Source organism: Desulfitispora alkaliphila (assembly GCF_050433185.1).
GTDB classification, from domain to species: Bacteria; Bacillota; Desulfitisporia; order Desulfitisporales; family Desulfitisporaceae; genus Desulfitispora; species Desulfitispora alkaliphila.
This window is the reverse complement of record NZ_JBNPXS010000056.1, coordinates 1-13773: the sequence shown is the minus strand read 5'-3', so window position 1 is coordinate 13773 and position 13773 is coordinate 1. Positions and strand designations below refer to the sequence as shown.

12 protein-coding genes are annotated in these 13773 nt (G+C 39.2%); all 12 read left to right on the top strand.

The window, feature by feature from the left end; translation table 11 throughout:
* Positions 1 to 148: 148 nt before the first annotated feature.
* The 12 genes from GGQ84_RS14330 (at position 149) to GGQ84_RS14275 (ending at position 13650) form a co-directional block, all read left to right on the top strand.
* On the top strand, positions 149 to 517 hold the full coding sequence (locus tag GGQ84_RS14330; RefSeq protein WP_429163490.1) for a hypothetical protein: 369 nt from the start codon (positions 149 to 151) through the stop codon (positions 515 to 517).
* Positions 518 to 594: 77 nt separating this feature from the next.
* On the top strand, positions 595 to 2487 hold the full coding sequence (locus GGQ84_RS14325) for an ABC-F family ATP-binding cassette domain-containing protein (RefSeq protein ID WP_429163489.1): 1893 nt from the start codon (positions 595 to 597) through the stop codon (positions 2485 to 2487).
* Between the two features lie 4 nt (positions 2488 to 2491).
* Complete coding sequence (locus tag GGQ84_RS14320) at positions 2492 to 3637, top strand: THUMP domain-containing class I SAM-dependent RNA methyltransferase (protein ID WP_429163488.1); 1146 nt, start codon at positions 2492 to 2494, stop codon at positions 3635 to 3637.
* 175 nt (positions 3638 to 3812) lie between these two features.
* Complete coding sequence (nrdR, locus tag GGQ84_RS14315; RefSeq protein ID WP_429163492.1) at positions 3813 to 4265, top strand: transcriptional regulator NrdR; 453 nt, start codon at positions 3813 to 3815, stop codon at positions 4263 to 4265.
* A 21-nt stretch (positions 4266 to 4286) separates the two neighbouring features.
* Positions 4287 to 6815: an anaerobic ribonucleoside triphosphate reductase gene (locus GGQ84_RS14310; protein ID WP_429163487.1), complete on the top strand. Its 2529-nt coding sequence runs from the start codon at positions 4287 to 4289 to the stop codon at positions 6813 to 6815.
* A gap of 20 nt (positions 6816 to 6835) precedes the next feature.
* Positions 6836 to 7336 carry an anaerobic ribonucleoside-triphosphate reductase activating protein gene (nrdG, locus tag GGQ84_RS14305; RefSeq protein ID WP_429163491.1) on the top strand — a complete coding sequence of 167 codons (501 nt, stop codon included), beginning with the start codon at positions 6836 to 6838 and terminating at the stop codon, positions 7334 to 7336.
* A gap of 74 nt (positions 7337 to 7410) precedes the next feature.
* A complete protein-coding gene (locus GGQ84_RS14300; RefSeq protein WP_429163486.1) occupies positions 7411 to 8589 on the top strand; it encodes an MFS transporter in 1179 nt (392 codons plus the stop codon).
* 89 nt (positions 8590 to 8678) lie between these two features.
* A complete protein-coding gene (locus GGQ84_RS14295) occupies positions 8679 to 8924 on the top strand; it encodes a hypothetical protein (protein WP_429163485.1) in 246 nt (81 codons plus the stop codon).
* 61 nt (positions 8925 to 8985) lie between these two features.
* A complete protein-coding gene (locus GGQ84_RS14290; protein ID WP_429163484.1) occupies positions 8986 to 10314 on the top strand; it encodes a S8 family peptidase in 1329 nt (442 codons plus the stop codon).
* 16 nt (positions 10315 to 10330) lie between these two features.
* A complete protein-coding gene (locus tag GGQ84_RS14285) occupies positions 10331 to 12043 on the top strand; it encodes a B12-binding domain-containing radical SAM protein (protein ID WP_429163483.1) in 1713 nt (570 codons plus the stop codon).
* Between the two features lie 138 nt (positions 12044 to 12181).
* Positions 12182 to 12661: a cytochrome c3 family protein gene (locus GGQ84_RS14280; protein WP_429163482.1), complete on the top strand. Its 480-nt coding sequence runs from the start codon at positions 12182 to 12184 to the stop codon at positions 12659 to 12661.
* A 32-nt stretch (positions 12662 to 12693) separates the two neighbouring features.
* Entirely contained in the window at positions 12694 to 13650 is a 957-nt protein-coding gene (locus GGQ84_RS14275; RefSeq protein WP_429163481.1) for a Gmad2 immunoglobulin-like domain-containing protein, read from the top strand.
* Positions 13651 to 13773: the final 123 nt, after the last annotated feature.

Here is a 13773-nt window from a genome sequence, read left to right as displayed (position 1 = left end):
AATTGGTTATTTTGTGGTGATTTAATTATATTACAGTTGGATCCACTATGGATTTTTTTATTAGTTCAACTTCATTTTACAATGAAGCAATTTATAGAAAAACTCAAAAATGGTGAAGAGTTATAAATTAAATTGGAGTTGATTAAATATGACCATTTATGATGGAAGGGCTAGACAAATTATACAAGTTGACGGAAAAGAATATCATGTTTTTTCTCAGTTGTCTGAAGGAGAATATGTTATCTACAGAAACTTTATGATTTCTCGAGGGGCAAAAATGATTTGTATGTACAAATTGGGGGTAACTAAGATAGCCTTGCAAATTAATAAGCATAAAAAGGAATTCAAGCCGCCAGTTTGGCTATTTGATCAGGGTTTAGCTATGGTGGTTGACATGATTAAAAAGGATGACTTTAGCAAAGAGTCGGGAGTTATAACTAGCCATGAGATGAGCAAAGGAGAATTTAATTGGGAAAAATTGGAGCCACTTAGTTTAACAGAGGAGTATACCGTTTAAAAATGGGACTCTTTATCAATTGAGACCTAATGCATAAACTGAATATAAATTATAAAACTTAGAAAGGGATTTACTATATGAGCATAGTTTCAGTAGAAAACATTACCAAGAGTTATGGGGAAAAAGTACTTTTTGATAACCTTTCACTGACAATTAGGTCAGGGGAAAAAATTGGCCTTATTGGAGTCAATGGTACAGGGAAATCCAGTTTGTTAAAAATCATAGCTGGATTAGATACAGCTGAAAAGGGAAAAGTTGTTGTTGCAGGGAACGCTACTATTGAATACCTTTCTCAAGATCAGCAATTTGAAGAAGAAATGACTGTTCTTCAACATATTTTTAGAAGTGATAAGGCCAATATGGACTTAATCAGGGATTATTCATACGTAATTGAACAGCTGCGCTTAAACCCAGAAGATCAAAAGCTACAAGAAGCTGCTATCAAGTTAAGTGAGCGAATGGATGCAGAGGATGCCTGGCAAATGGAAAGCCAGGTTAAGACTATTCTAACCAAGCTTGGGATTAATCAGTTTGATACAGAGATAGGGAAGCTATCTGGTGGACAAAAGAGAAGGGTGTTTTTAGCTGGAGCCCTAATTAGCGCACCTGACCTCTTAATCTTGGACGAGCCTACAAATCATATCGACAGTAGAACAGTATCCTGGTTAGAGCAGTATCTTATAAACTTTAAGGGTTCAGTTTTAATGGTGACTCACGACAGGTATTTCTTAGATAGGACTATAGAGTGTATAGTGGAAATAGATCGGGGCAGCATTTTTAGTTACAGCGGAAATTATACTGAGTACCTAGAACAAAAGGCTGCTAAGGAACAGCTAAATGAAGCAGTAGAGAACAAGCGGTTAAACCTTTTGCGCAATGAGTTGGAATGGGCAAAGCGAGGAGCTAAAGCTAGAACCACAAAGCAAAAGGCGAGACTGGAGCGGTTTGAAGAGCTAAAAGAAAATAAACCTAAGGAAAAACAGGGGAAAGTGGAAATTGCAGTGGGTAGCTCTCGATTGGGCAAAAAGGTAGTTGAGCTTGAAAATGTTTTCATGAGCTATGGTGATGAGAAGATAATAACAGATTTTAATCATATATTTACCAATAAATCCCGAGTTGGAATTGTTGGGGAGAATGGAACAGGTAAGACTACGCTGTTGAACATAATAGCAGGTAATACTAAGCCCATAGATGGAAAAATTGATGTGGGGAAAACAGTTAAAGTGGGGTATTTCACCCAAGAAAATATCGACTTAGATGAAAGCATGAGAGCGATAGAGTATATTAGGGAAGAAGCGGAATATCTAAAAACGGTTGAAGGAAATACTATAAGTGCCTCGCAATTAATGGAGACTTTTCTTTTTCCTCCTGCTCAGCAATGGACCTATATCCACAAGCTTTCAGGAGGAGAGAAGCGAAGACTATACTTGCTGAGAATACTGATGGGTGCCCCCAACCTATTACTCTTAGATGAGCCCACAAATGATCTAGACGTGCAGACATTGACTGTGCTAGAGGATTATTTGGAGAAGTTTACTGGGGCAGTCGTAGTGGTATCTCATGACCGTTACTTTCTAGATAAGGTGGCTACAGAGATATTTTCTATAAAAAGAGGAGGGGCTATTGAGAAGTATATCGGTAACTTTAGTGAGTATCAGCAACTGCAAAGCCAAATGGAAAAGCCTAAAGTGGGGGATAATAAGGTTAGTAAGGGTAAAGACAAGGGCAACAGACAAAAGGAGAAAAAGGTTAAACTGACTTTTAAGGAGCAAAAGGAGTACCAAGAGATAGAAGCGGTAATAACTAAAACAGAAGAAGAATTACAGAAAGTCAATCAAGAAATTAATGAAACTGCCAGTGACTACGAAAGGTTACAACAGCTTGTGGAGAGGCAGAAGGAAATAGAAGAACAATTAGAGTACTTATTAGAGCGCTGGGCATATCTCAGTGAAAAAGCAGAGAAAAGGTGATACCGTGTCAGATAAAGTTCAATTAATTGCAACAGCTACATTTGGCCTTGAAGCCATAGTAGCTCAGGAAGTAAAAGATTTAGGATATGAAGATGTGGAAGTAGAAAATGGGAAAGTTACCTTTACCGCTGACTGGATGGCTGTTTGTAGGACAAACTTGTGGTTGAGAACAGCAGATAGAGTAAGACTCAAGGTGGGCTCCTTTAAAGCCACCACTTTTGATGAGTTGTTTGAAAAGACAAAGGCACTTCCTTGGGCAGAAATTATACCTGAAAACGCTCAGTTTCCTGTTGAGGGGAAGTCTATTAAGTCGGAGCTATTCAGTGTACCTGATTGCCAAGCTATAGTAAAAAAAGCTGTGGTAGAGAGTATGAAAAAAAAGTATTCAGTGCAGTGGTTTGAGGAAAAGGGACCATTATACAAAATTGAGGTCGCCTTGTTAAAGGATGAAGTCACTTTAACCATAGATACTACTGGACCTGGGCTTCATAAACGGGGATATCGAGAGTTAACTAGTGAAGCACCGCTCAAAGAAACCTTAGCAGCAGCGCTGATAATATTATCTCGATGGCACCCTGATACAACGTTAATTGACCCCTTTTGCGGGTCTGGAACTATCCCTATTGAAGCCGCTTTGATTGGTCAAAATATAGCCCCGGGGATGAATAGAGAGTTTGTGGCCGAGGAATGGCCTAATATCTCAAAGCAAATGTGGCAGGAGGCTAGGCGGGAAACTCACGACTTAGCACAATATGATCGGGAATTAGACATTAGGGGAACTGATATAGATGAGAAGGTTTTAAAATTGGCCAGATGCAATGCAGAAGAGGCAATGGTTGATCAATTAGTTCACTTGCAGCAAATGCCCATGAGTGAACTGCAAACTAAGAAAAAATACGGGAAAATTATATGCAATCCTCCTTATGGAGAAAGGTTAGGGGAAAAGGAGGAGGTAGATCGACTTTACCGGGAAATGGGGAAGGTGTTCACTAAGTTAGACACGTGGTCATATTACATCATTACCTCCCACCCAGAATTTGAAGCTCTTTTTGGGAAACAAGCATCAAAAAAGAGAAAATTGTATAATGGCAGAATTAAGGTAGACTACTACCAATATTTTGGACCTAGGCCCCCTAAGAGTAAGAGCTAGTACAATGCTAGCTCTTTTTTAAAGAATTTAATTAATAAAGAGAGGACTTGTCCTCTCTTTATTCTTTTTGAAGAAATTGTGACATATATAGTTCCTTTGTCCTATTGCAAAGCTATATCTAGTGTGTTTTAATGTTATAGAAGGGAACAACTCCTATATATAGTGTAACGAGGTGATGGTTATAAGGTGCCCAAGCTGTAAGAAACAGGACACTAGGGTAATAGAATCAAGGTCTTCAGATGATGGTAGTGCAATTAGAAGGAGACGCAAGTGCCCCAGGTGTGAGAAGAGATTTACCACTTATGAACGCATCGAGGACCAAGTGGTTATTAAGACGGATGGTTCAAAAGAAGCATTTAATAGGGATAAAATATTAAACGGAATATTAAAGGCTTGTGAGAAGCGAAAGGTAGACCCTGAAGCTATTGAAGCAACAGTAGATTGGGTGGAAGATAGGCTGAGAGCTGAGTTTGAAAAAGAGGTTCCAGTGGAGGCAATTGGTCAACTGGTAATGGACAAGCTAAAGGAATTAGACGAAGTAGCTTATGTTCGCTTCGCCTCAGTATACAAGCGTTTTGAAGCAGCGTCAGATTTTGCTGAGTTGAGCAATAAGCTAAAAGATATATAAACAACGAAAAGGAGAGGTACCATGATTGAACGCATCCAAAAGAGAGATGGGCGCTACAAAGTATTTCGACAGGAGAAAATAGCTGATGCTATTTATAAAGCTCTAGTGAGTCTGCCCTTTAAGGCGAGGCAAGAGGCTACTAATGGGGTAGATGAAAGAGATATTGTGGCAAAGTGGGCTGAAGAAGTAACTAGTGAGCTCAAAGCTAACACCACCGCAACTACAGTAGGAATAGAAAAAGTGCAAGATACCGTAGAAAAAGTACTTATGAGACATTCCTATGAATTGGCCAAGGCTTATATGCTTTATCGAGATACTCGGAATAAGGTGAGAGAAAAAAGTACGAGGCTGATGAAAGCTTACTACGGTATTACCTTTAGTGAAGCAGAGGATAGCAATGATAAGCGAGAGAATGCCAATGTCAACGGGAATACTGCCATGGGTACCATGTTGCAATACGGTTCTACTGGTGCTAAGGAATTTAATATGATTCACGTGCTTAATCCCGAGCATGCCAAGCTACATAATGAAGGGGATTTGCATATACATGATATGGACTTCTTAACACTTACATTAACATGCTGCCAAATAGATCCACTGAAGTTATTCCCCAATGGCTTTGGTACCGGCCATGGTTTCTTGCGAGAGCCTCAGGATATAATGAGCTATACAGCGCTTGCAGCTATAGCTATTCAGGCAAATCAAAATGATCAACACGGTGGACAGTCTATTCCTAATTTTGACCATGGAATGGCCCCAGGTGTTAGAAAGACATACGTACGTACATATAAAAGCAACTTAGCTAAGAGTATAGAGCTACTATTAGAGGTAGAGCCAGTAATATCACAAGCAATAGTAGAAATTGCTGTAGCTGAAGCAATAACAGATCAAATGCAGCCAAAACTAGATACAGTTCCAGAGTATCTTGCTAAGGAAAAGGAAGCATTTTTGAAAATAATAGCTGACTGGGAGCAATACAGTGCGGATATCTTGGCTGGGAGCAAAAAAATACTAGATAAGTTACCTTCTAGATTGGATGTTGTAGAGGGAGCACTAGAAGAAGCGTTAGAAAAAACAAAGGCAAATGTGACAAGCATAAGTGAAGAAGAATGTAGAAAGCTCTTTGATAGAGCTCAGCAATCAGCGGGCAGAAATGCTACTAGAGAAACAGAGCGCTCTACCTTCCAAGCTATGGAGGCCTTTATTCACAATCTAAATACAATGCACTCTAGAGCTGGTGCTCAGGTGCCATTTAGTAGCGTGAACTTTGGAACAGACACAACTCCTGAGGGTAGGTTAGTTACAAAAAGCCTGCTGTTAGCTCAGGAACAGGGTCTAGGTAATGGGGAAAACCCTATCTTCCCGATTCTAATATTTAAAGTAAAAACAGGAGTTAACTATAATCAAGAAGACCCAAATTACGATTTATTTAAGTTGGCAATCCATGTTAGTTCTAAGCGACTTTTCCCTAACTTTTCCTTTCAAGATGCTAGTTTTAATAAACCTTATAGTAGTAAAGGGATGGAATCAGAAGTAGCTTATATGGGATGCCGTACTAGAGTAATTGGCAATGCTTACGACCCAGAGCAAGAAGTAACGGCTGGTCGGGGGAACTTGAGCTTTACAAGCTTAAACTTACCTAGAATAGCACTAGAGAGCAAGGGAGATGTGGATAAATTCTTCCTGGGGTTAGATGAAAAAATTGACGCTATAATAGAACAATTGCTAGAGCGGTTCGAAATCCAGGCCCGGAGAAAGGTTAAGAATATGCCATTTTTAATGGGGCAGGGGATATGGTTGGATTCAGATAAGCTGCAATGGAACGACGAAGTTAGAGAAGTAATTAAACACGGCACTCTGTCTATGGGCTTTATCGGCTTAGCTGAAAGCTTAATAGCCTTAATTGGCAAGCATCATGGGGAAGCAGAAGAAGCGCAGAAGTTAGGGATAAAAATAGTTAGTCATATGAGAGAGCGCTTAGATCAAGAGTCTCAAAAGCGCAAATTAAATTTCACCTTGATAGCATCACCTGCAGAGGGATTAGCGGGTAGATTTACTAAAATGGATAAGGAACGGTTTGGGGTTATACCAGGAGTAACAGATAAAGACTATTACACTAACTCTTTTCACGTGCCAGTATGGTATGGAATAACAGCATTTGATAAAATAAAGGTAGAGGCACCTTACCATAAGTATACAAATGCAGGACATATTACCTATATCGAGTTAGATGGTCAAGCCTCCAAAAACGTAGAGGCCTTTGAAGCAGTAATTAAAGCTATGTATGAAAGTGATATCGGGTATGGCTCTATTAATCACCCTGTAGATCGAGACCCAGTGTGTGGCTATACAGGTATTATTAAGGATGAGTGCCCTAACCACAATTGTCGCCGTAAAGAAGGAGAAGCATCTCCTATAACAGGTAAAGGTGAAGGGATTAACTTCGAGCGAATTAGGAGAATAACTGGTTATTTGGTGGGAGACTTGAAAACCAGATGGAATGATGCTAAGCTCGCAGAAGAAAAGGATAGAATAAAGCATAGTTGTTAAAGGAGGGGATTAAAGTGAAAATGAGGCTGGCATCAAATTGCACCCATGACAGTATAGTTGATGGCACTGGACTGAGAATGGTGGTCTGGGCTCAGGGATGTAAGCATAACTGTCCCGGATGTCATAATCCAGAAACTCACTCCTTTAACGGGGGAATTGAGGTATATACAGAAGAAATATTAGCTGAGTTTGACAGTAATCCCCTACTGACAGGCATAACATTATCCGGTGGAGATCCTTTTGAACAAGCAGAGGCGTGCGCTATTTTGGCTCGAGAAGTGGTTAAACGGGGCAAAGATGTATGGACTTATACCGGTTACACCATAGAAGAAATATTGAAGTTAAAGAAAAACGGTTGGTTGGAACTGCTTTACTATACGGATGTGTTGGTGGATGGGCCATATATAGAGCAAGAGAAAAATCTGCAATTAGATTTTAGGGGCTCAGCAAATCAACGCCTGGTAGATGTCAAAAGAGAAGTTCTTCCGAACTTGCTTCGAGAAAACTTAAAACTAGCATAATACTTACTAACCATAAGTCCGGCCCATGGCCGGACTTAATTAAAATCCTTTATTGCAAAGTTGGAGTTGTGAAAATGGAAAAGGCGAAAGAAGCAATTTGGACAAAACAATTTGTATTAATAAGCGCTATCAATTTTATTTTATTCATAGCGTTTCAAATTTTACTACCAACATTACCTATGTATGCAGAAAGCATAGGGGGAGGAGAGCTGATTGCTGGATTAGTGATAGGTATATTCACTATTGCGGCTGTATTAGTGCGCCCCTATGCAGGTATGCTAGCCGACCTCAAGGGAAGAAAAATTGTATTGCTATTTGGTCTGGCAATTTTCATACTATCAGCTATTTCCTATACATGGGCAATCACCTTATGGGCGCTGCTACTATTGCGCGTTGTGCACGGAATAGGTTGGGCTGCAGCTACAACGGGAGTAGGAACAATAGCTGCAGATATTGTTCCAGCCTCTCGACGCGGAGAAGGTATGGGTTATTACGGTATGTGGATAAATGTTTCATTGGCTTTTTCGCCTGCGTTGGGGATATTTATTGTCAATTCCTATGGCTTTGAGACACTTTTTCTCGCATCTACAGCTCTGGCAACTGTAGGAATGTTATTAGCAGTGAAATTTAAATACAAAGATATCTCGCAACAAGAGATAAAAAGAGAGGGCAAAGCAAAACCTAAGATAATTGAACCGACCTCCTTTAAAACTAGTGCTGTTTTATTTTTTCTAACATTTATTTATGGTGGCGTGGTCACATTTATTGCCCTTTATGCAGTTTCAATGGGGATAGAAGAGGTGGGGCTTTTCTTTACTGTAATGGCCATGCTTATGATAATAGCGAGGCCAATAGCGGGGAGATTATCAGATAATTACGGTGCAGACGTGGTTGTAATTCCCGGTCTTTTAATCGTGGCAGTTTCTATGTTGGTATTGGGGTTAGCCACTAACTTACACTACTTTATTATTGCAGCCGCACTATTGGGAGTGGGATTTGGCTCAGTACAGCCTAGCTTACAAGCTCTAACCATTCAGCTTGCACCTGCGAGTAGAAGGGGAGCTGCCAATGCAACATTTTTTTCAGCATTTGACTTAGGAATAGGATCAGGAGCAATTATCTTGGGAATAGTAGTAAGTGTGGTCGGTTACTCATATATGTATATTATATCAAGTATAGCGGCCATAATTGGTCTGGGTATATATCTTTTTGCATTAAAAGGCGATTCGAAAAAAAAGATTGCAAGTCCTTAAGAAGATGATATAATGATTACGAAAGACGATGTTGGCTAGAAATTATATGTCAATTCTGAAAATCATACCATTTTAGGGGGTCGAGATGGTTGGGGTCTTTGAACTTGCTCGAGTGCAATTGTTGTGGACGCAATTTTAGAGCGAATAAAGGAGCTATGCTCTTTGGAGAAGAGCATAGGTGTGAAAAATGTGACCGCAGCTTAGTTATACCAAAAGGAGAAAAGCCTAAGCACAAATGCAGCTGTAGTGGGGAGTATAAACAAGAAATAATACCTCGATGTCCTCACTGTAATTCACGTAACAATAAAGTTAGGGAAGTAATAGCGATTTTATAATTTCACCAAACGCCACCTTTTGCCATAAAATATTATAGGCAAAAAAAGGGTGGTGTTTTTTATGTGGACAAATGACTTTGATTGGATGAGAAATAGTCAAAAGTTAGATTCAAATTTAAAAAAGAATATTATGAAGAGCTATTCGAATATGCGCGGGGTTCCATGTTTTTTACAAAAATTGTGGTTTAAACAAAATAATAAACGGACCAAGTTTAAAGTATTGTTGACTGTGGATGAAAGGTCAAGTACCAAAGAAAAAGAAGAGTTAGAAAAATATATTTGTGATAAGGGTTGTAAAATAGAGAGAAAATATAAAAACTTGGATTTTTATAAGGCTGATTTAAACATTGATGCAATCAAAGGTCTTATAGATAAAAAACAAATTGTGAAAATTTGCGAAGATCAAAAATTCAAGGCATTATTGGATGTAGCTGTTCCTACAATAGGATCTCCGTTACTATGGCAACAGAAAATAACAGGTAAGGGCATTAATGTAGCAGTTTTAGATACTGGAGTATACTCTCATCCAGACTTGACCAACCCCAAAAATCGCTTAATTGGTTGGGTGGACTTAGTGAAGGGAAAGAATAGGCCCTATGATGATAATGGGCACGGCACTCATGTGGCTGGTTGTATTGCTGGGAATGGAGCCGCATCAGATGGTAAGTACCGGGGACCAGCATATGATGCAAATATAATCGGCATAAAGGTACTAAATAAATTGGGATCTGGTAGTTTATCAACTGTAGTTGAGGGAATAGATTGGTGTCTCGATCAGGGAAGAGAAATTGATATCATGTGCTTATCCTTGGGTGCACCAGCAACATTAAACTCCAATGAAGATCCAGTTTGTATAGCAGTGAAGAAGGCCTGGGAAAAGGGGATAGTTGTATGTGTTGCCGCAGGCAATGAAGGTCCAGCTAGTAGAACAGTGGGAACTCCCGGTATTCAAGCTGATGTAATAACAGTAGGAGCAACTGATGATAATAACACGGAAGATCGATCAGACGATGTAATAGCAGATTACTCAAGTCGAGGGCCAACTATAGAAGGGATAATTAAACCGAATTTAGTAGCTCCAGGTACTGGAATTATTTCGTTACACTCGCCTAGGGCATTTGTAGGTAAAAAAATTATGCGGGAAAGTCGGGTCGGCAACTGGTACATTGAAATGTCTGGAACTTCCATGGCCACTCCTATAGTGGCGGGAGTAGCGGCTAAAATTTTAGCAATTAGACCAGATTATTCCCCAGATCAGGTGAAAAAGACGTTATTGGAGTTAACAGAAAACATGGGAGTTGGACCAAATCAACAGGGACGAGGATATCTGAATCTAACATCAGAAATTGATGATATGTTGCTAGAAGTCACTAAAAAAGATATAGTATAACTTGAGGTGATAAAGATTGAAGACATTACTTGTGGCACTTAACTCTAGTTTTATCCACTCCTCCTTGGCGGTTAGATATTTATCTAGTTACTGTAAAAGTGAATTTGAAATAGAAATCTTAGAAGCTACAGTAAACGCTCACCAAGAAGATTTGTTGGGAAAGATATACTTGCAAAAAGCTGATTTAGTGGCTTTTAGTTGTTATATTTGGAACATAGAGCTTGTTTTGAAAATAGCACAGGATCTGAAAAAAGTAGCTCCAGCAACAAAGATATTGCTTGGAGGACCTGAAGTTTCATTTGATGGAGAAGAGACTTTAGCACAGCATGAATACATCGACTACATAATAACTGGAGAAGGAGAAAAGAGCTTTTACACTCTTTTACACGCGTTGAAAAAGGGTGAAAATTATCACCGGTTAATGCAAGTAGGAGGACTTGTATGGAGGAATAAGGGACGAATACTAAGCAACCCAGTTGGAGAGGCTTTAGAATTATCTAGCCTCTCCGCCCCTTATTATGGAGATCTGAAATATTTGGAGAACAAGATTGTATACTTTGAGGCATCACGAGGATGCCCGTTTAATTGTAGCTATTGTCTTTCTTCAGCTACTACAGGAGTAAGGTTTTTTTCAATGGAAAAAGTGAAGGAGCAGTTAGGATTGCTGATAGCTGCCCGAGTTAAACAAGTAAAATTTGTAGATAGAACCTTCAATGCCAACAAAGAATTTGCTATGGAGGTATGGAGATTTTTAGTGGATAATGCTGAAGGAGACATTAATTTTCACTTTGAAATTAGTGCAGACCTGTTAGATCAAGAGAGTATTGAATTTCTTAAAGGTATTCCAAAAGGACTCTTTCAATTCGAGATTGGAGTTCAATCTACCAACAAAGATACATTAGGTGAGATAAATCGAGGAGTGAAATTTGACAAATTAACAGAAAGCGTAAAGAGACTGCGAGAACAGCGAAATATTCACTTGCATTTAGACTTAATAGCTGGTTTGCCAGAAGAAAATTATGAATCATTTGCTCAGTCTTTTAATGACGTGATTGCACTAAAACCGGATATGCTTCAGCAGGGATTCTTAAAAATGTTAAAGGGCTCAGCTATTAGAGAAAATGCGAAAGAATATAGCTATAAATTTAAGCAATACCCTCCCTATGAAGTGTTATCCAACAGGGATATGAGCTATGAAGAATTATTGAACTTACATCGTATTGAAGAAGTATTAGTTAAATACTACAATTCACGCCTTTTTGAATACAGTCTAGAACATCTTATGTTTTATAGGGAGTATTGGGACAGCCCTTTTGAGTTTTTTCAGGGATTGGCCCAATATTGGCTTGATAAAGGACACTTCGATCGAGGGATAAAGCAGGGAAATCTTTATGAAATACTTCTGGCATATTGTGAAGCAAACAATATAAAAGATATGGGATTTAAAGAATTGTTGAAGCTAGACTTTTTGCTTAGTCAAAGGGTTAAGCAGTTACCCCATTGGTGTGAACAAATATCTCTGGTAGGATTAAAAGAGAAGATCAATAAAATAAAAAAAGAACACCAACTATTAGCAAGCCAAGATGTTCAATTTCAAGTTTTTAGCAGTGAAATAGTACCCATACTTACTAAAAAGGATAGAAAAGGAAAATGGGTAATTGTAAAGTTGGATTATAGGGAGAAAGTAATATCTGGCAAAGCATCATGGGAAATAATCGAATATCTATAAATGACTATCATAGCTGACTTTTCGAAGTCAGCTTTTTTTATTTTGGAAACAAATTGGTTTTAAATCCAAGAAGTGGCTAGTGTATTAAAAATTAAAGGGGGAAAAATTTTAATAGCGGTCGATAAGGAGGAGTAGAAAATGAAATACAAAATTATAACAGTAATTGGAGTATTGGGCTTGATGGTTCTCGGAGTTGCAGGGTTTCACTTTACTTCACAACCTAGTTTTTGTTCAAATTGCCATTCTATATCCCCTTTAGTTGATAGTTGGGAAAACTCAGTTCATCAGAACGTAAGTTGTATGGCGTGTCATGCAGAACCTGGGTTTACTGGCGCTGTGGAACGGAAAGCCAATGGATTAAGAGAACTTTATGTACACGTGACAAACCCAGAAGCGGTACCACAGGCGCAATCAGATACGTGGGAGTTCTCGCAGCGGTGCTTAGATTGTCATGAGGATGTACAAGAACAAAGTCCATTGTCCCATAACCAAAAGCACTTTGATTTGGAAATACCTTGTGTAACATGTCATGAAGGAGTTGACCATCCAGAACCAGGTGAATCGGGTAAAGCAACTAGAGAAAGTTGTGTTCAATGTCATGGCACGACTTTTCAGTAATCTAATAAAATATAGTAATAGGAGTGGTTGAATTGAATCTTACTAAGAAGTTTAGTACGTTACTAATAGTGATTATGATAGCAGGAATAATTGTAGGATGTCCAGCGCGGAAACCGGAACAGGAACCTGCACCACAAGAGCCTGAAAGAATTATTGTTCCAGAGGTATCACGGATATTCTTTGAAGAAATTCCTTTAGAGGAAGGTCCTAGAATGGCAAGACAACTGGTGAATAATAACAGGGAAGGTGAAATGACAGTCTGGTTTGTAGAAGAAAATGAGTATTGGGTATTAGCTCACACTGAAGACAATGCTTTGGGCCAATTGGAAGTAGTAGAGGTGCTTCAGAGAATACCAGATGTAAATAGATCACTTATTGAAGTTAGGTTTGTACGAGGTGAAGCTGGTGAAGTAGTGGAAGAAGATGAAGAGGAAGAGAATAATGAGGAAAATGGAAATAACGATGATGGGGTTATGTTAATTAGACTAGATCTGAATAATGAACCTCATGGGGTAGCATTTTTGATAGGTGCTGAGCTTGAAGAAGATTTAGAGAGCGAGGTTGCCAACGAAAATGGTGAGGGACAACAGAGACAACAAGGGGGTCAACAAGCTCAGCAACAACAGCAACAACAGCAACAACCTGCTCCAAGAAATGAAACTAGAGAAAGGCAGGAGAGACAACAGGATGTTACTCAAACAGTAGAGTTGCAAGAGCCTAGCCCCAATAAAGCAGTTAGTGGCGAAATTACAGTAAGGGGAAGGGGACGTGTACAAGGGGATAAAGTAAAAGTAAGACTTTGCGATGAAAACGGTCAGTCTTTAATAGAAAATACCACTACTATTTCTGCTGCTTATCCCCAAATGGGGAGCTTTGACACAAAACTGACATACACTTCCACTCAAGGAGAAGGAAAAAAGGGTAAAATTGAAGTAATTTCACCTGCTAGTGAGGAAGTGTTGGCAGCAGTTCCGGTAGTGATTAAATAAAGGGAAGGGCGAAAGCCCTTCTCGTTTTTGTATGTGTGCCCGGCACGGGCGGTAACTTGGCGGTGAAAGTCCGCTGTGGGCTTGGTAGTGGGAACCACTAGCCAATGACAAGGGTGTCCATCG

What these genes read in the sequence shown, in the direction of transcription:
- GGQ84_RS14290 (WP_429163484.1), top strand. Translation starts at nt 8,986, where the DNA reads ATGTGGACAAATGACTTTGATTGGATGAGAAATAGTCAAAAGTTAGAT.
- GGQ84_RS14325 (WP_429163489.1), top strand. Translation starts at nt 595, where the DNA reads ATGAGCATAGTTTCAGTAGAAAACATTACCAAGAGTTATGGGGAAAAA.
- GGQ84_RS14280 (WP_429163482.1), top strand. Translation starts at nt 12,182, where the DNA reads ATGAAATACAAAATTATAACAGTAATTGGAGTATTGGGCTTGATGGTT.
- nrdR (WP_429163492.1), top strand. Translation starts at nt 3,813, where the DNA reads ATGGTTATAAGGTGCCCAAGCTGTAAGAAACAGGACACTAGGGTAATA.
- GGQ84_RS14300 (WP_429163486.1), top strand. Translation starts at nt 7,411, where the DNA reads ATGGAAAAGGCGAAAGAAGCAATTTGGACAAAACAATTTGTATTAATA.
- GGQ84_RS14330 (WP_429163490.1), top strand. Translation starts at nt 149, where the DNA reads ATGACCATTTATGATGGAAGGGCTAGACAAATTATACAAGTTGACGGA.
- nrdG (WP_429163491.1), top strand. Translation starts at nt 6,836, where the DNA reads ATGAGGCTGGCATCAAATTGCACCCATGACAGTATAGTTGATGGCACT.
- GGQ84_RS14310 (WP_429163487.1), top strand. Translation starts at nt 4,287, where the DNA reads ATGATTGAACGCATCCAAAAGAGAGATGGGCGCTACAAAGTATTTCGA.